Annotated in this window: 26 protein-coding genes and 3 pseudogenes; 27 read left to right on the forward strand and 2 right to left on the reverse strand. The window is 50.5% G+C overall.

Annotation, left to right across the window (positions count from 1 at the left end; translation table 11 throughout):
* The first annotated feature begins 12 nt into the window (after positions 1-12).
* From AC534G_RS11720 to AC534G_RS11835, 24 genes and pseudogenes are all read left to right on the forward strand, one after another.
* Positions 13-324, forward strand: a complete 312-nt coding sequence (locus tag AC534G_RS11720) for a hypothetical protein (RefSeq protein WP_496594557.1) — start codon at positions 13-15, stop codon at positions 322-324.
* Complete coding sequence (locus AC534G_RS11725) at positions 321-866, forward strand: hypothetical protein (protein WP_496594558.1); 546 nt, start codon at positions 321-323, stop codon at positions 864-866. Before AC534G_RS11720 ends, AC534G_RS11725 begins: the two co-directional genes overlap by 4 nt.
* A complete protein-coding gene (locus AC534G_RS11730) occupies positions 863-1,066 on the forward strand; it encodes a hypothetical protein (protein ID WP_069601988.1) in 204 nt (67 codons plus the stop codon). Before AC534G_RS11725 ends, AC534G_RS11730 begins: the two co-directional genes overlap by 4 nt.
* Entirely contained in the window at positions 1,063-1,908 is an 846-nt protein-coding gene (locus AC534G_RS11735; RefSeq protein WP_462566479.1) for a DNA adenine methylase, read from the forward strand. Before AC534G_RS11730 ends, AC534G_RS11735 begins: the two co-directional genes overlap by 4 nt.
* Positions 1,905-2,193: pseudogene (locus AC534G_RS11740) on the forward strand (phiTE_015 family protein); the annotation flags it as partial. The gene AC534G_RS11735 and the pseudogene AC534G_RS11740, both read left to right, overlap by 4 nt.
* A 295-nt stretch (positions 2,194-2,488) precedes the next feature.
* Entirely contained in the window at positions 2,489-2,899 is a 411-nt protein-coding gene (locus AC534G_RS11745) for an HNH endonuclease (protein ID WP_496594559.1), read from the forward strand.
* A gap of 8 nt (positions 2,900-2,907) precedes the next feature.
* A complete protein-coding gene (locus tag AC534G_RS11750; protein WP_496594560.1) occupies positions 2,908-3,615 on the forward strand; it encodes a hypothetical protein in 708 nt (235 codons plus the stop codon).
* Positions 3,616-3,763: 148 nt separating this feature from the next.
* Positions 3,764-4,039, forward strand: a complete 276-nt coding sequence (locus AC534G_RS11755; RefSeq protein ID WP_496594561.1) for a hypothetical protein — start codon at positions 3,764-3,766, stop codon at positions 4,037-4,039.
* Positions 4,040-4,080: 41 nt separating this feature from the next.
* A pseudogene (locus tag AC534G_RS11760) lies at positions 4,081-4,314 on the forward strand (DNA polymerase III subunit theta).
* 17 nt (positions 4,315-4,331) lie between these two features.
* A complete protein-coding gene (locus AC534G_RS11765; RefSeq protein ID WP_496594562.1) occupies positions 4,332-4,592 on the forward strand; it encodes a hypothetical protein in 261 nt (86 codons plus the stop codon).
* A 531-nt stretch (positions 4,593-5,123) separates the two neighbouring features.
* Positions 5,124-5,350: pseudogene (locus tag AC534G_RS11770) on the forward strand (DNA cytosine methyltransferase); the annotation flags it as partial.
* A 478-nt stretch (positions 5,351-5,828) separates the two neighbouring features.
* Positions 5,829-6,062, forward strand: coding sequence for a DinI family protein (locus tag AC534G_RS11775; RefSeq protein WP_032944444.1), 234 nt, complete (start codon positions 5,829-5,831; stop codon positions 6,060-6,062).
* 107 nt (positions 6,063-6,169) lie between these two features.
* Positions 6,170-6,391, forward strand: a complete 222-nt coding sequence (locus AC534G_RS11780) for a hypothetical protein (RefSeq protein ID WP_496594563.1) — start codon at positions 6,170-6,172, stop codon at positions 6,389-6,391.
* An 82-nt stretch (positions 6,392-6,473) separates the two neighbouring features.
* Entirely contained in the window at positions 6,474-7,076 is a 603-nt protein-coding gene (locus AC534G_RS11785) for a DUF1367 family protein (RefSeq protein ID WP_496594564.1), read from the forward strand.
* Complete coding sequence (locus AC534G_RS11790; RefSeq protein WP_496594605.1) at positions 7,076-7,282, forward strand: hypothetical protein; 207 nt, start codon at positions 7,076-7,078, stop codon at positions 7,280-7,282. Before AC534G_RS11785 ends, AC534G_RS11790 begins: the two co-directional genes overlap by 1 nt.
* Positions 7,283-7,284: 2 nt before the next feature.
* Positions 7,285-7,896, forward strand: coding sequence for a recombination protein NinG (locus AC534G_RS11795; RefSeq protein WP_496594565.1), 612 nt, complete (start codon positions 7,285-7,287; stop codon positions 7,894-7,896).
* Entirely contained in the window at positions 7,893-8,033 is a 141-nt protein-coding gene (locus AC534G_RS11800) for a YlcG family protein (RefSeq protein ID WP_096756861.1), read from the forward strand. The genes AC534G_RS11795 and AC534G_RS11800 overlap by 4 nt, the downstream gene beginning before the upstream one ends.
* Positions 8,030-8,839 carry an antitermination protein Q gene (locus AC534G_RS11805; protein WP_496594566.1) on the forward strand — a complete coding sequence of 270 codons (810 nt, stop codon included), beginning with the start codon at positions 8,030-8,032 and terminating at the stop codon, positions 8,837-8,839. The genes AC534G_RS11800 and AC534G_RS11805 overlap by 4 nt, the downstream gene beginning before the upstream one ends.
* Before the next feature lie 564 nt (positions 8,840-9,403).
* Positions 9,404-10,438, forward strand: coding sequence for a DNA cytosine methyltransferase (locus AC534G_RS11810; protein WP_496594567.1), 1,035 nt, complete (start codon positions 9,404-9,406; stop codon positions 10,436-10,438).
* Between the two features lie 137 nt (positions 10,439-10,575).
* A complete protein-coding gene (locus tag AC534G_RS11815) occupies positions 10,576-10,854 on the forward strand; it encodes a phage holin (RefSeq protein ID WP_455798517.1) in 279 nt (92 codons plus the stop codon).
* Positions 10,826-11,374 carry a lysozyme gene (locus tag AC534G_RS11820; RefSeq protein WP_496594568.1) on the forward strand — a complete coding sequence of 183 codons (549 nt, stop codon included), beginning with the start codon at positions 10,826-10,828 and terminating at the stop codon, positions 11,372-11,374. Before AC534G_RS11815 ends, AC534G_RS11820 begins: the two co-directional genes overlap by 29 nt.
* Positions 11,371-11,919: a hypothetical protein gene (locus tag AC534G_RS11825; RefSeq protein WP_496594569.1), complete on the forward strand. Its 549-nt coding sequence runs from the start codon at positions 11,371-11,373 to the stop codon at positions 11,917-11,919. The genes AC534G_RS11820 and AC534G_RS11825 overlap by 4 nt, the downstream gene beginning before the upstream one ends.
* Entirely contained in the window at positions 11,916-12,209 is a 294-nt protein-coding gene (locus tag AC534G_RS11830; RefSeq protein WP_496594570.1) for an Acb2/Tad1 domain-containing protein, read from the forward strand. The genes AC534G_RS11825 and AC534G_RS11830 overlap by 4 nt, the downstream gene beginning before the upstream one ends.
* A gap of 112 nt (positions 12,210-12,321) precedes the next feature.
* Entirely contained in the window at positions 12,322-12,753 is a 432-nt protein-coding gene (locus AC534G_RS11835) for a hypothetical protein (RefSeq protein ID WP_213786765.1), read from the forward strand.
* 94 nt (positions 12,754-12,847) lie between these two features.
* On the opposite strand, the gene AC534G_RS11840 is transcribed toward AC534G_RS11835, so the two are convergent.
* Together AC534G_RS11840 and AC534G_RS11845 are read right to left on the reverse strand one after the other, a co-directional pair.
* A complete protein-coding gene (locus tag AC534G_RS11840) occupies positions 12,848-13,084 on the reverse strand; it encodes a DUF6953 family protein (protein WP_213786772.1) in 237 nt (78 codons plus the stop codon).
* 47 nt (positions 13,085-13,131) lie between these two features.
* Complete coding sequence (locus tag AC534G_RS11845; protein WP_213786766.1) at positions 13,132-13,329, reverse strand: YodC family protein; 198 nt, start codon at positions 13,327-13,329, stop codon at positions 13,132-13,134.
* A gap of 98 nt (positions 13,330-13,427) precedes the next feature.
* Between AC534G_RS11845 and AC534G_RS11850 the strand changes: the two genes are divergently transcribed.
* The 3 genes from AC534G_RS11850 to AC534G_RS11860 are packed head-to-tail and all read left to right on the forward strand — an operon-like array spanning position 13,428 to position 17,054.
* The gene (locus tag AC534G_RS11850; RefSeq protein WP_496594571.1) at positions 13,428-14,078 is read left to right on the forward strand and encodes a hypothetical protein; all 651 of its coding nucleotides are present in this window, start codon (positions 13,428-13,430) and stop codon (positions 14,076-14,078) included.
* Positions 14,075-15,646: a terminase large subunit domain-containing protein gene (locus AC534G_RS11855; RefSeq protein ID WP_496594572.1), complete on the forward strand. Its 1,572-nt coding sequence runs from the start codon at positions 14,075-14,077 to the stop codon at positions 15,644-15,646. Before AC534G_RS11850 ends, AC534G_RS11855 begins: the two co-directional genes overlap by 4 nt.
* A gap of 4 nt (positions 15,647-15,650) precedes the next feature.
* Positions 15,651-17,054 (forward strand): DUF4055 domain-containing protein, encoded by a 1,404-nt coding sequence (locus AC534G_RS11860; protein ID WP_496594573.1) that lies wholly within the window; start codon positions 15,651-15,653, stop codon positions 17,052-17,054.

Below are 17,054 nucleotides of genomic sequence, written 5' to 3' on the forward strand. Positions count from 1 at the left end.
GGGCAAAACACTATGGCAAGCAAATCACTGTGGGCAATAGTTGATTTTCTTCGGGCTAACCAGACCGTAACGCCGCGTCAGGTTCAGAACCTGCTGGGATGCGACTGCAAGAAGGCACACAACCTGCTGCTTCACCTGGTACGCAGAGCGGTAGTAATCCGCACTGGCGAGCCGCATCGCCCGGTCTACATGCTTCAGCCCGGTGGTGAGCAGAATATCAAGCAGCTCAAATCGAGCATGAGAAAAAACATGGTCACATCAGTATGCCGCACAAGTCCGGCAATGCAGCGGGTTCTGGCGTTTTACGGGAGGGCAGAAGTATGACAAGCAGAGAGCGGTTTGAAACATGGTTTGCGGATCATGTAGTTGGAGCTGAAGTAACGTTTCCAGATTTTGAAGATGGTGAGTATGTCGAAAGTGATATTTACGACTCGAAACTTTACCTGATGCTCCAGGCTATGTGGATGGGATGGCAAGAAGCGGAAACGGCATCAGAGCAAAAGTTCACAGAACTGACAGTACAGCTCGCTAACGCCGAGAGCAAGTGCAGGGAGCTGGCGGCGGAGAATGCGGGGCTGAACAAGTTTATCAAAAGTGATTGCTGGATTTGGGATGATAAAAGCGAAGAGTATTTCGATGCTGCTGACTGCATGCCTGAAACCCCAGCCACCGACGCGTACCTGGCTGAAGTGTGCAACGAGGCTGGTGCTAGTGCTGTTGAGCTTTTTGCTAAAACACTCGGTAGTCCATATAGCTTTCGGGATGAAAAATGTTACGAGGATGGATTCACAAGAGCCATCGAAGTAGTCCGCGACACTCATGCTCCACGATTCGCCGCCCAACTTCGCAAAGGAGTGCAGTCATGACACGAATCCGCAACTTCGGCTGGAATCGCCTGAAACTGGCAACCCTGTCTTACGAAGAGATAAGCGCCCTTGAAGAACAGGTTAAGCAGGAACACGCCTGCAAAGACGGCATCCACATGTACGACAAAGCAGGCCGTGACAAGCTCGATGCTCTGAGCTGGGCCGTATACAACAAGCAGAAGCAGGAGGCAGCCCAATGACAGCACTCAACAAACAGGCGCCGATCAAACATCCCGCAGTTCGTTATCACGGTGGTAAGTTCCGCCTGGCGCCATGGATTATCGATCAGATGCCAGAGCATGTTTGCTATGTAGAGCCATTCGGCGGCGCAGCAGGAGTGCTACTGCAAAAGCCACGCAGCTATGCAGAGGTTTATAACGATCTTGATGGTGAGGTGGTAAACCTGTTCCGCGTCCTGCGTAACCCGGAACTGAACCAACGCCTGCAGGATACCTGCGCATTGACGCCATATTCCCGCGATGAATTTTGCGCTGCGAGAGAGGCGACATCCGATCCGGTAGAACGTGCCCGCCGAATGGTTGTGCGTGCTTGTATGGGTTTTGGTTCTGCTGCTGGTATCGGAGGTCAGTCAGGATTCCGCAGCGACAGCAAGCGCAAATACGCTACTGCCTCGCACCTGTGGGAACGTTATCCGGCAAATTTGGCTGCGATATGTCAGCGCCTGCAGGGTGTCATTATCGAGAATAAAGACGCACTGGCGGTGATGCGAGCCCATGACGCAGAGACAACGCTCCATTATATCGACCCGCCATATGTGCCGGAAACGCGAGTACAGGGTAATCGCTATTACAACCACGAAATGACCGTTGAAGGCCATGAACAATTGCTCGCTGTGGCCAGAACGATGACAGGCATGGTGATGATAAGTGGGTATGACACTGAGGTTTATAACGACATGCTAACTGGCTGGAGTAAGACAGAAAAAACATCACGAATCAGCGCAGGGCGAGGTACTAAAGTACGCACCGAATGCCTCTGGGTTAACCCGGTAGCGCAGCGAAAACAGGAGCATGCAGCATGACAGCACTCAACAAACAGGCGTTAAGGTCGCGCGAAGAATTTGAGGAATATTACAACGAAACCCATGCCGTTAAAGTCACCAGTCAATTCAAGCGCTTTGGGTATTACGTTTCACCAACCATGCAAAAGGCTTGGGAGCTTTGGCAAAAGGCTCAATCATCTATGCTGAATGAGCTGAAATCCGCAGAGAACAACCTCATTGATAGCGAATGTCATGTTGCTGAACTGGAAGAATCTCTACGTGATAAACAGGAGTTACTTGAGGCCGCAGAGAAGCGCATATCAGATTTAGAAACTAAAAAAGCGGACCTGATGGCGCATGTACTTAATGGTTACGAAGCTACGACACTGACGATGACGCTACGTAAAATGGATGTCTACTTACCTGATTATTTACGCTTTTGTTCCATTTACGGTGTGGATCATGACGCGATCATGGACAAACTGGACTATCAGTCCTTCGTACTGGCACGAGTAAATAATGATGATCTTCGACAAGATATCGAGGCTAGCCATGATTAACCAACTGAAAACAATTCTAATCTGCATTGCCGCTGGCATTGGAGTGAAGGGGGAGTGAGATGGCGCTGACGAAAAAACAACGTGCAGAGCTACGCATGAAGTTTGGCGGTCGCTGTGCTTATTGTGGCTGCGAACTACCAGAGAAAGGCTGGCATGCTGACCATGTTGAGGCTGTCCATCGCAAACTGGTAATTGATGAAGAAGCCAGGCTGAAAGGGAAATGGAAGCTAAAACAGACAGGGGAAGTTTATCGCCCTCAATATGACAATTACGGCAATTTGTTCCCGGCATGTGCTCCATGCAACTTGTTTAAATCTGTTTTCGATATTGAGGAATTTCGCAACCAGATAGCGATGCAGGCTGGTCGTGCATTAAAAACGTCTGTGAATTTCCGCACCGCTGAACGCTTTGGCCTGGTTGAAGTAATCGAAAAGCCGGTTGTGTTCTGGTTTGAAAAATATCAAGAATGAGCATCAGCATGACAACTAACAACCACCCGGCGCACGGTCCTGTATTACTCGATCGCCTGCACCAGATAAGCGAAATACTCAGAAAAGCAGCAGCACAAAGCGACGGCGGTAATCTCGGCTACGCAATGGCTGATGCTGTGAAGGTGATTGATGGGGCGATTGCAGCGTTTGGTGCTGAGCCTGTGCTTTATGCCGCTGAGGAAACTCTGGCTTATGCCAAGATGGGGGAGCTTCACCTTAAGTGCCTGTCTCAGCCAATGGGAGATGCGGTAATTCCGCTATACACCACACCGCCAGCACCGGTATCTGTGCCCGATGATGTGATGGCAGCAATGCAGAAAGTTGCACGTATTCGTCTCGATCTGAATGACTTCGACGGCGATCGCCGTGGCATCGCTGATTGCCTGGGGGATGCCGAAGAGGCGTTAATCGAGGTAGTAAACCATCGCGCCGCCATGCTTCAGGCTGGCAAATTTCGGGAAATTCCAAATTCGTCAACCAACAATTGTCGGGAAATCTCGGAAACGTCAACCAAATGCTGGTGCCACACCTGCCGACCAGTGAAGATGAGTGACATGCGCTTTGTCGTTTGCCCTGAGTGTGGGAATAAGCGCTGCCCTCGTGCAAATGACCACAGGAATGCTTGCACTGGCAGCAACGAGCTTGGACAGGAAGGTAGCGCGTACCCAGCAGCACCGCAGCAAGAAGATAATTGATTCCTATCAATTACATTAAGTATTAAAAGAAGTCCGTCAAAACTATATTATAATATTGAAATATAAGGAATTTATATTTTTGTATGTGTTGTGTTGTGAAAAATTGCTGATATTATTCATAGGGAGGGTTAATAAAAAAGGAGTGGTTATGTCGGCATTTATTCTGATTGATAAAAACGATAATACAGTGGTGACGGATTTGTCATACGCCGTTGAATCTCTCGGTGTTGTTTATTACAGACCGGATGGTATTTTTGAAAGAAATGGAAGTAATGATCGAGATTACCATCGTTTTTATACAATTCAATGTAGCTTGGATGGTGTCACAATCGCATTCGCCGGAGAGAAGCCAACTCAGGAAGAGATAGATGATGCTGTAAGGAATGCGAGAATTACCCATCCATGGAAATTTACCCGACACTGATTGATGTATAATCCCTCTCAAAGCATCGAGGGGGATTCATCATGTCAGGTCATAACATCGCAGCAAAATCGAAATAAGAGCAGGACAAGGTTAACGTTGATTTGGCTGCCAGTGGCGTAGCGTACAAAGAGCGCCTGAACATGCCGGTTATCGCTGAGCAGGTAGCGCATTTGCGAGATTATTTTTTGGAGAGGTTGAACTTTTATCGGGAAGCGTCAATAACTTTACCGAAGCCATCGGATCCTCGTTACATTGAAACGGCTGATCAAAAATAGCTTATTAGGAGGTGGAAGTGGAAAATAGCATGAGCATTACAAGGATTCTTGAAAGAGAAAGAGAGCTTGATGAACTGGTTAAGGTATGCCTTGATGAGCTTGAGGTAATAGACATCCATGGTCAGGTTTATTCAATACCTCTTTCCCGCCTAACGAACGCAGAGCAGGTGGTACATTGGGTTTGGAAAATTGCTGAGAGAGGTGATTTCGCCATGGATGTTGTTCGTAAATTTACTGAAGTTGCGTCCCATCATGTAGGGTTTGACGCTAAAATATAAATCACCGAGGACGGATTTCAGAGGTATACCCATGTTTTACATTTCGCTTGCATCTTAATCATTTTTTTTGTCGGTATAATCTTTTGTACAGGCGAACAACGTGTGAGGCCCGAAATTTATGACTTGTGAAGTGTGTAATAAACAACCTCTCGGACGAAGGGATCCTCCTATTGCATGCATGGTCTTGCAAGGTGATAAATCTGTTAACTTCAGCCATCATGGACGCGAAGCAAACGAGCGTTATTACAAGTGCTCAGAATGCGGTCATGAGTGGATGAGAGAGACGGGAAATTGCGGTGAAGGCTGGATGCCTTAATTAGAGTTTTGTCACTATTCGCAAATTAATTTTCTTAAATCAACCCTCCATAATTAAGTCATCAGAGTTTAAACAACGCCGGTGACTTCTGCGCATTTAAGGGGACTTAAATGCGGCCGCAATCTGAACTCCTCACCTTGTCACAGATGCAGAAATGCACCTTCGATTTCCTGTATTCAGCGAGTTACGTTAAGGAGGTCGAATGACCATTGTCAGTAGACTGCATAAATTACCGCATCGTTGATAATGACACGCGCGTGCTGCAACCATATGAGCTATAACGCGCGCAGGGATTCCCGGATTGGTACATCATCGATCAAGGAAGTACGCCAAGGATAAGTAGGTTGCCCGCTGCGGTAACGCGGTGCCACAGCCGTTAGCTGAAGCGTTGGTGCGGGCAACCCTGCCAGAGATATGTCACAGAAAATTCGTTGCAGCCTAATCTATAATCATTTCATTAGCATGATTATATTTTATGCTAGGCGAGAATATGCAGTAAATTCCGATGTGATTGATCAATGGGAGTGCTATGAGCGTTGGAAATGCAGAACCAAAGAACCCGGACGCCGCTGATTACAAAATTTATGCGCGTCTTGATGCCGGAGAATCTCTGGATAGCATAATTGCTAACCCACCGACGACTAAGTACGGAAGGATTACCTGCGAGAGCAATATCAGGCAGGAGTATGGGTTTTGGAAGCGATGGCGAAAAAAGACCCCGAAGAAGTAAACCAGCCCGCTTCGGCGGGTTTTTTCTTGCCCATTCGGCTTTACCCTTCTTAATTAATAAGTTCTGAATACTCGGAAAAACTTAGTGTATACAAAGGCATGGCTTTGGCAAAAAGTGCCATTAACCACTTGAATATGATGGTCAATAGGTATACTGTATAAATATACAGTGAATTGATGTAGAGGGAATTATGAAGATAGAACTTACCATCAACAAATCAAAAGACCTGCCGCGCGGCGCCATACCTGCACTTGAGAAAGAGTTGCTTAAACGACTTCAGAATCAATATGAAAATTGTTCTCTGGTTATCCGCAGGGCTGGCGGCGATAGCCTGACTGTTTTCGGTGGCGATAAGGGCGATAAAACGAAGGTGGAGGAAATCCTGCAGGAAACATGGGAAAGCGCCGACGACTGGTTTTACTGAACTTGGGTTAGCCGGCGCGCAGATAACAGAATACCAAAAATGTGTATCCCTTTGATGCTGTTGCCGACAATTATTAACCGTGTCCGTGTGTCGCTCAGGGGGATTACGTGGCAGAAGTAGCTCTATCAGATCTTGCTGATAATTTACGGGTGACTATAACCGATGCGAAGGGAAGAGAACTTTTGTCTTTTAGACTTGCATCAGGTGAGCGCTATATCCTTTCAACCAAAAACGGATCTGTAACTAACAGAAAGCTCTCAAGAGATGATTTGTACTGGTCTAAAGATACCATCATGGAAGTTGTCAGAGAAATGGCCTCTAATAATTGACTTAACAACAAGTACGCAATCATAATTCTCGCACTGGCCTGAACAACCAGTAACCTGACAATTATGCGCCACGGGGAATACCATGGCGCACGAACTACAGCTAATAAAGCAATCCTCAGGAATCCTGATCCCCGCGACGCCGGAGACCAGCGATATTCTGCAATCAAAAATCAAACTTGGCGCCGTACTGGTAGCCGAATTTCGTCAGGTGAGGAATCCCGCATTCCATCGCCGTTTCTTTGCGCTCCTGAATCTCGGGTTTGAATACTGGGAACCTACTGGAGGGGCGATATCCAGCAATGAGCGCAAGCTTGTAACCGGCTATGCTAAATTCCTCGCGGCATTTGGTGGAAACGAAGGCGCACTGCTGGATGCTGCCGAGCAGTATCTGGAGCAGGTAGCCAGTCGCCGAATTACCAATGGGATCACCCTGTGTAAATCCTTTGACGCGTACCGTGCCTGGGTAATTGTCGAGGCAGGCCACTACGACGCAATTCAACTGCCTGACGGAACTCTTCGTAAACACCCCCGCAGCATAGCTTTCGCCAACATGGACGAAACCGAGTTCCAGCAACTGTACAAAGCCGCGCTCGATGTTTTGTGGCGCTGGGTATTGTCCCGGGCATTCAGGACTCAGCGTGAAGCGGAAAACGCCGCTGCGCAGCTCATGAGCTTTGCGGGGTGATGACCATGAAATATTCTTGGTTCCACCATCACGAATGCACAACCGAGCAGGCAGGCGAGCTGGTGGCCAGTTATCGCCGTCGTGGCGCCACGGTAGAGCGCAGCCTGAATCGCGACAACATCACCTGGACTGTCAGCGCAAAATTGCCTGAATGCGAGCATCCGGCTCGCACACCAAGAACCTTTCACCAAAAGGTCTGGGGGTGATTATGGCTAAATTACCTCGCCGTAAGTGTTCCAATAAAGAATGTCGCCAATGGTTCCATCCGGTGCGTGAAACGCAGACCGTTTGCGGTTACGAATGCGCCAGCGCCGTCGGCAAAGAGCAGACCAGAAAGGCCAGAGAGTCCGCACAACGCAAGGAGTCAGCCAAGCAACGCGCCACTGAGAAGAAAGAGCGTGCAGCCTGGCGCCAGCGTAAAGCTGCAGTTAAGCCGCTGAAGCACTGGATTGACCTGACGCAGCGTGCGGTTAACGACATCTGTCGCGAAACCGAGCTGGCAGAGGGGCGGGGCTGCATTTCCTGCGGAACGAAAACGGCGTTCGCCTGGCATGCCGGCCATTATCGGACCACGGCAGCCGCCGGGCATCTGCGCTTCACTCGTTTCAACATCCATCTTCAGTGTGATGTTTGCAACGTCTACAAATCTGGGAATATCGAAGCATACCGAGCTGCGCTGGTGGAACGTTACGGCGAAGAGCCAGTGCTGGCGCTCGAGAACGATAACACTCCACACCGTTGGACAGTCGAAGAACTGGAGGAAATCAGGTTCACCGCGCTGGCCGACTTGCGCGCACTGAAAAAGCAGGAGGCAGCATGACATTTGAAACCTACTTTGCCGATCACCTCCGCGTTCGCTGGCAGCGATTGCGCTTATACCACTTTCCCGGTTCTGTGCTGACGGACTACCGAATACTGAAGAATTACGTGAAAACTTATGCTGGAGAAACACGATGAACCTCGAATCAATCGCAAAATACTTTGCACCGAAGTCCCCGATGTTCAGTGACTCCTCGCGGGCAACAGCTACAGACAATCTCACTGGTACTGATGTGATGGCCGCGCTTGGCCTCGTTAATGCTAAGTGCGGATTTGGTTTCGATCTTTACCTGGCAAAAATTGGCATCAGCAGCCCGGAGCGGGCAATGGAGGCTCTATATGGTTCAGCCGTTGAGATATCACGACAGTTCAGACCAGTTACTGAACTCGATGAAGGATTACGCCAACGAGTTCTCGAAATACTGTGCGCTTTTGCTTATCAGGATTACGCCCGTAGTGCGGCAAGCGTTCGCAAATGCGACTGTTGCGATGGGGACGGCTTTACCGAGGCAGATATTTTCACAAATAAAGTTCAGTACCCGGATGGGAAACCGCCTAAATGGGCAAAAATCACGAAGGGGGTTTGCCCGTCCTATTGGGAGGAATGGAAGTCGGTACGGGAGACTGCGCGCGTTTTATGCTCAGCCTGTAACGGAAAAGGTGTTATCAGCAATGCGTGTCGCTGCCATGGGAAAGGGAAGGTACTGGACAAGAAAGAAACGGAGATGCAGGGCGTGCCGGTTATGAAAGTTTGTGAGCGCTGCACAGGCAGAGGTTTTGCCCGGCTTAAATTCTCTAATGTGCTGGAGGGTGTACGCACCGAATGGGATGTGAAGAAAACCACGGCTTATGATCACATCCAGCCATTATTCGAATTGTTGGTAGAAGAGTGTCACCGGCAGGAGGGATATGCGGACAATGCGTTAAAATCTGTCACTCAGTAGTGATTTTTTCCATGAAAGGTAAATTTTATAGAAAATAGATGTTGTGAAATGCGGAATTTTCGTCTAGTATCAACTCTAACGCTGGGAATCCGTTCAATCGTTTCGACCAGCAAGAAGTCATCCAAACCCTGCGGTTAATGCCGTGGGGTTTTTGCGTTTCTGGAGGATAAGAAAATGCATCAGTAAACGGATAGACCGCAGTCGAAGGCAATGCAGCAGTAATGATGCTGCCCCGAGTCTCCGCGTAGAGAGCCAGCTTTGCATCTGGTGAGGGTAAATAAGAAAAGAAGCACCGGCGTCGCCGCGTGACAGCCAATCACGCACTGGTTAGAGCTAACGGGGAGCAGAGACGAACCGGGGTGACGAACTCAATGGCATGGGCGAGACCACTGCGAGAGTGTGGTTTGAATGAAGAATACTCGCTTATTTGCGGGCTTCGTGAAAATGGGCGACCGTTGACAGTCTGGACCCTGCCAACAGCCATTTACCCATGAATACGGTCATGAAGTAAACCAAGGCCCACCACGCTAGCTAGCCTGGTGATACTAATGGAATACTGTATAAATGACCAGTAATTTAACGCCTGTAACTTACGGCTCTGTTTGTTCAGGAATAGAAGCCGCATCAATAGCCTGGGAATCGCTCAAATGGAAGGCCGAGTGGTTTTCAGAGATTGAAAAATTTCCCTGTGCTGTATTGCAGCACCACTGGCCCAACGTACCTAACCTTGGCGATATGACCCGAATTGCTGGCCGAATTCGTGATGGTGAAATTGCAGCGCCAGCTGTACTGGTTGGCGGAACGCCTTGCCAGGCATTCAGTGTTGCCGGGAAGCGTAAAGGGCTGGATGACGAACGCGGTCAACTTACCTTGTCTTTCGTTGAGCTGGCAGATCAGATTGACAGCTCTCGTTTTGAATCCGGGAAAGAGCCGGCGATTATTCTTTGGGAAAATGTAACAGGGGTACTAAATAGCCATGACAATGCATTCGGTTGCTTTCTTGGTGCGCTGGCCGGGGAAAGTTGCGCATTACAGCCAGCAGGGAAAAGATGGGCAAACGCTGGTGTTGTCTCTGGACCATCGAGAACAATTGCCTGGCGAGTCCTCAACGCCGAATTTTTCGGAGTGCCCCAGTCTCGTAAGCGAGTCTTCGTTATGGCAAGTGCTCGACAAGGATTTGACCCCGGAACCGTTTTATTTGAGTTCCCATCTTTGCCGCCGCGCACTGAAAAATATTACGGAAAACAGAAAAAATCCGGCACCAAAACTTATTCAGGCATTGAAAGAGAATTCCATCGATACTGTCTGAGCGCGATTCCCGAAACGGCAGGGACTCTGCTCGCGAGTTATAATGGGACATCCAATCAGGATATGCGTATGCGGGGTGGTCTAATTGTCGAATCCACTCCAAAGTTGAGGGTTCGGCGGCTTACTCGATCTGAATGTGAACGGCTCCAGGGTTTTCCTGTTGGGCATACAAATATTCCGTGGCGATCAAATTCACCCTTACCACGTTATAAGGCGCTTGGTAATTCAATGCCGGTACCTGTAATGAAATGGTTAGGTGAAAGAATACAGCAAGCAATCTCATCAACCTAAAGGCTGCCATTTGGCGGCCTTTTAAATTTTCAGGCTCACGGGAATCATTCGCTACGTGCTTTGTTGATAAATCCAGCCCGTGAAGCCTGACCCTTTCATCACACACAGCGCCATCCGAAAAAATCGGAGGTAGGGCTATGACCAGAATGAGCACCATTTACAGCAGACTTTCATATGGATCAGGAACCACGCTTGCCGGCTGCGGTGTATCAGCGAAGGCATATGCCGAAACAGCTAAAACAGCAAAAGAGGTGTCCTGGATGTTGGCCGACAGAATTGCAGGGTTAAGCCTGAGTGACTGGGCAATTATTGTCGGTATCGCATGCACCGTTATTACCTGTGCAGTGAACTGGTATTTCCGCTGGAAAGAACGGGAGGATCGTCGCAATGGTTATGCCAGCAAAGCTGAAGAATAAACTGAGCGCAGCGGTCGTTGGTTTGATTCTTGCCGGGGCTTCCGCACCCGTGATTCTCGATCAGTTTCTGGATGAGAAAGAGGGTAACAGCCTGACGGCATATCGCGACGGCGGCGGAATCTGGACCATTTGCCGTGGCGCCACGATGGTTGATGGCAAGCCAGTAGTACAGGGCATGAAGCTGTCTGCTGAGAAATGCGCCCAGGTAAACGCCATAGAACGCGACAAGGCGCTGGCGTGGGTTGAGCGAAATATCAAGGTACCACTGACCGAACCACAGAAAGCCGGGATCGCGTCTTTCTGCCCATATAACATCGGCCCCGGAAAATGTTTCCCGTCTACATTCTATAAGCGAATAAACGCTGGCGACCGTAAAGGAGCCTGTGAAGCTATTCGCTGGTGGATTAAAGACGGTGGCCGCGACTGTCGTCTGACCAAAGGCCAGAAAAATGGCTGCTATGGGCAGGTAGAAAGACGGGACCAGGAAAGCGCGTTGACGTGCTGGGGGATAGACCAGTGAACAAAGGCCTTGTTGTTGCTGGGGTGGCTGCAGTCATTATCATCTCGGTGCTCTGCGTACTGCTTACTCGCAGCAATGCCGCGCTGAACACGTCTGAGAGTGACAACCGGGTACTGCGCAGCGACAACGCATTACAGGCGACGGTAATAACCACGCAGGCTTTCAACTTCAACCGGTTTAACCTGGTAGCAGAGAACACCAGCCGCCTTAACTCGCTGATAGATGTTGGTGCCGAAAAGACTGTCATCGAATACCGGGAGATTCTACGACGTGAAAAAACCTGTGATCTGCCTGTTCCTGCTGATGTCGCTGGTGGGCTGCTCAGCTACGCGAACCGTTTACGTGCCAGCGCAATGCACACCAATACCGGGAACGCTGACGCAGCCAGTGATAACACCGCTGCCGCCAGTTCAATAACGTATTGCCAGGTGGTGTTGTGGATTCAGCCGCTGCTGGCAGCTATTGAGGTAGCGAATAATCAACTTGCTGGTATTCGGGATATCGAGATCCAGCGGCAACAACCAATCCAAAAGGTAAAGCAATGAGCGAAGCCAAACCGCAGGATGGCAGCACCGTTAAGGGCTACCGCACGTTAACACCAGGCGACATTGAGCGGATGAACCGTCTGAAGGGCGTCAGTCGTCACTTCTGCAGCCTGCTCGATACCGAACGCGGTGAGCTGTTGGCTCTCAGTAATGGGCCAGCGATGTTGAGTACTGAGCAGGCGCGTGAGATTGATGATGCTATGCGTAGCCTGTCAATCGCTCGCACCAAAATGCAGGAAGCCTGTATGTGGGCTGGGCGTGCAGTTGCACGCCCAGACTCAGACTGCTGAGTGAGCATCACAAGGCGCATTTGCGAGTGCGTCTGATGATGAATCATAAATTCCCTTCACCAAGAAGGACCTTAACGATAATGTATGACTTCTATTCGAAAAGGAGATTCATATGCCGTGCTTTATTACACATTCCGTTGTTAACGGGCAGGATACTATTCAAACCCGCGATCTTGCTGTACAAAAAGGCTTAGCGAAGTCACTTCAACTTGCGATGGCTAGTGGTAGTGACATTCTGGTAATTGTTCCAAACATCCAGCATTTAGATAGCGGGCATGTTAGCAGCGCACTGGGCGAGCAGTTTGCTAAGAGCATAAAAAAACCTGCCTCTTTCCCATGCAATGGCGTCAATATCAGCCGCGTTTCTAAGGTTCCCTCTTTCATTGGAGCTAATACAGTCGTTTGGATGCTTTGGCCGAGCCTTATAACAGCTGAAGCTGTAAGCAAATCATGTCAAAGCGCAACCAACATTGTGGCTTCGGAGTGGGTTCCCTATGATGAACTCAACCGCTGGAGAGTAGCCAATAGCGCACAGGTATTCTGAAGAGATTAAACCGCCTCCGGGCGGTTTTTATTGCCATCACCATGGGCAGACCCATCGTAATGGCAAAAGGAGGGCGAGGTTATCGCCCTACGTCTTAACCGCGAGCCTCGCGACCGCCTTCGTCTTCAGGAACACGGTATCGCCAGTATTTATCTGGTTTGACCCAAACAACATTTTCACCGCTTTCAACACGGAAGGCATTTATGACCTTGGTTGATAAGGCTTGATTCCCATCTGCGTTTTCTTTGAGGTGCTGTTCATTTCCTGATTTCACTAAGTGATCAACAACATCCTGCTGATACAAACAACCATCAGTCATTAGGTTGGACATCATCCATTGTGTAACGTCAGAAACAGTAAACACTTTGATGTTTGGGCTTACGGCTTTGGGGTCGAGAATACTAGTGATTCAGGAGCAAACCGCCCTTGCTCAAGTTTTTTACCAGCAAACCATTGGCAAAGTATCTCATCAGAATAGATGACCTTGATGGTCATTTCTGGTCCGCCAGATTTTAAGACGACCAAATCACCTTCAGTGAAGGTAGGAGGAACGTTGTTTTTTGTACTTCTTGGCATTGTTGAATTCCTTATTAATCGGTGAGATATCACCAAATATATTGTGTTGAATAAAGAGAAAAACAACCCACTAGTTCATGAATTATTGGAGTGAAATAATGGCAAAACCGGACTGGGAGGCTATCGAATCGGCTTACCGGGCTGGGGTGATGTCCCTCCGCGAAATAGCATCGCAGCATGGCATCAGCGAAGGTGCTATCCGTAAGCGCGCAAAGCGTGATGAATGGTCGCGTGACCTCAATGCGAAGGTGAAAGAACGCGCTGACGATCTGGTACGCAAAGCTGAGGTACGCAAACAGGTACGCAGCGAAACGGTACTGTCTGAGCGCGTACTGATAGAGGCCACTGCCGAGGTTATTGCCACGGTACGCATGGAGCACCGGGGTGATATCCGGCGCGCCAGGGAGATTACCAACGCGCTGTTTGATGAGTTGGGTGCTGAGTGCGCTGACGTCGCCTCCCTTCGCAAGCTGGGTGAGCTGATGCTGGAGCCGGACGAGAATGGACGCGATAAGCTCAACGAGATTTATCACTCGATTATTAGCATGCCAGAACGAGTTAAAGCACTAAAAGCGCTGAGTGACGCGATGAAAAACCTTGTGGGCCTTGAACGTCAGGCATATGACATTGGCGAGAAGGAACCCGTTAAGGACGTCACCCATAACGTCATGCTGGTACCGACCAGCGACAATGTTGATAGCTGGGAAGAAGCCGCGAAGAAACAGCAGAGCGAGGTCCTAGGTGGATGAATTACAAAGCCGTCTGGAAACCCTTGCCGGGATCGCAATCACTCTCCCTTAGCTGCCCGTGTAACGAAATCCTCTATGAGGGAACGCGTGGCCCGGGTAAAACTGCCGCGCAGTTGGCGCGCTTTCGTCGCCTGGTTGGTCTGGGCTATGGCTCGTTCTGGCGTGGCGTCATCTTCGATACCGAGTATAAAAACCTCACCGACATCATCACCCAGTCGAAACGTATGTATCGTCTGTTTAACGACGGTGCACGCTATCTGGCCTCGGCATCTGAGTTGCGCTGGGTATGGCCGACTGGCGAAGAGCTGCTGTTCCGCTTTGGGAAAGAAGAGGGCGACTACTGGGACTATCACGGTCAGGAGTTCCCGTTTATCGGGTTTAACGAGCTGACCAAGCAGCAGTCAGCTGAGTTCTACGAGATGATGTTCTCGTGTCGGCGATCGTCTTTTCGGCCCGAGAACTACCCGAGGGATGATGGCTCACTGCTGAAGCCGATTCCTCTGGAGACGTTTAGCACGACCAACCCGTTTGGCATCGGCCATACCTGGGTGAAGAAACGCTTCATCGAGCCCGCGCCGCGCGGAACCATCATTCGCGAAACGCAAAAGGTATTTAACCCCCAGACCGAGCGGGAAGAAGACGTAACGCTGACGCGCGTTGCGATTCACGGCTCGTTCAAAGAGAACCCGTATCTCGATCCTCAGTACATCGCGACGCTGATGGCTATCAAAGACCCCAACCGGCGCAAAGCCTGGGTAGAGGGTTCATGGGATGTCACCAGCGGTGGTCGCTTTGACCATCTGTGGAATGCCTCGCATCACGTCATTAAGCCGTTCCGCATTCCGGAAAGCTGGACGGTTGATCGCTCCCACGACTGGGGAGAATCGAAGCCGTTCTCCAACCTCTGGTGGGCGCGGTCCGACGGCACCGCCGCCGAGCTGCCTAATGGTCGCCAGTTCTGCCCGCCTGCCGGGTCGCTGATCCTCATTGGCGAGTGGTACGGCTGCCCGCCGGACGAGCTGAACAAAGGTCTAAATATGTCATCCACCAACGTCGCTAAGGGCGTGGCGTGGATTGATAAGCGTCTGGTGGGAGAGGATCTTGCTGAGCCTGAGGAGATAAAACTCAACGGGGTGACGCAGGGGCAACTGAACATCATGCCCGGCATCTGCAGGAAGGTTCTACCCGGCCCGGCTGACGGGGCAATCTACAACACTGGCGATGACGAACTCTCCATTGCTCAGAAGATGGAATCGCAGGGCGTTAAGTGGGTTCCATCCAACAAGAAACCGGGATCGCGCGTGAACGGCGCGGCCCTTTTTGCTGACATGCTTGAGGCCGTTGTCGAAGGTAAGCAACTTGAATCCGGCATCCCAGAGAAACCTGCATTTTACGTTTTCGACTACTGCCGTGGCTGGATAAGCCGTGTGCCGGTACTCGTGCGCGACAGCAAAAACCCTGACGATGTAGATACCCAGCAGGAAGACCACGACTGGGATGCTACCCGATATGCCGTTCTGCATTCACCGCCGAAGAAAGTCGGCAAAGTCACCAACTTGAGGCTCTAACTCCATGCCTGACATCTCAACACCCAATCTGGACTATGGGAACATGGTCGAGGCGTGGGATATCAACGATGCCCTGATGGGCGGCACGCTCTATATGCGACAGCTGGGTGAGCAATATCTACCGCGCTGGCCGAAAGAAGACAAAGAGGGCTACAAAAAACGCCTCGCTGTGGCCACGCTTCTGCCAGCCTACGAAGAGACCATTAAGCAAAACATCGGGCGTGTATTTGCCGAGCCTATTAAGCTTGCCGAGAATGTGCCGGATCAGCTGCGAGAGTATGCGAAAAACTTCGACCTTGAGGGTACGCGCCTGGACGTATGGGCACAGGCATTCTTTGGTCTTGCGATGCAGTATGGACTCTCCCACGCGCTGGTGGATTATCCTAGGGTGGACACCGAAAAGGTGAAAACTAAAGCGGAAGAGAAAGCTACCGGCGCGCGCCCCTATGTCACCATGCTCAATCCACGACAGGTGATTGGCTGGAAGTCGAAAATGGTGGACGGCAAAGTGGTGCTGACCGCGCTGCGTATCAAAGAGGTTGTGGTCGAAGACGGCGACGACTTTGGGCAAACCAGGGTCGAGCAAATTCGGTACCTGACACCCGGAAAGGTGGAAATTTACCGCAAGGCTAAAGATGCTGACGGTGCCGCAAACTGGGCGCTATTCGAAGGGTGGCAGACATCCCGCGAGGATATTACTCTGGTCACGCTCTACACCAAGCGCACCGGGTTTATGTGTGGTTCACCGCCGCTTCTCAACATGGCTCTGCTGAATATCAAGCACTGGCAGAGTCAAAGCGAGCAGGACAACATCCTGCACGTCGCCAGAGTGCCGTTGCTCACGGTGTTCGGACTGGAAGAGGGGCAAGAACTTGTGATTGGCTCATCCTCTGCCACGTTATTCTCCGATCGGCAAAGGCAGGGTCTGGAATACGTCGAGCACACAGGTTCCTCCATCGGTGCCGGCAAAGAGTCGCTGGCAGAGCTGGTGGAGCAGATGCGACAGGCGGGGGCGAAGCTGCTGCGCACCGAAAACACCTCAACCAAATCGGTAGACCAGACCTCTGAAGAGAAAATGCAGGAACAGTCGCCGCTCTACACTATGGCAACCAGCCTGGAAGATGCGATCGACAACATCCTGCAAATTATGGCCGAGTACATCGGGGAATCTGAGGGTGGTAACGTCGATGTCCGCACCGAGCTGGATGTCGAGTCGAAAGAGTTCAATCCACCAGCGGCGATGGCCATTCAGTCGTTGCGACAGGGCGGTGACCTTCGCCGCATCGATGCCATCAAGGCCCTGCAAAAACTCAACCTGATTGATGCCGACGCTGATCCCGATGTAGTTCTGAGCGAGTTGCTTGCTGAGTCAGCATCTTTGACTGAACCGCCACCTGGCGAGGTGTGA

This window comes from Citrobacter sp. CRE-46 (assembly GCF_059615875.1).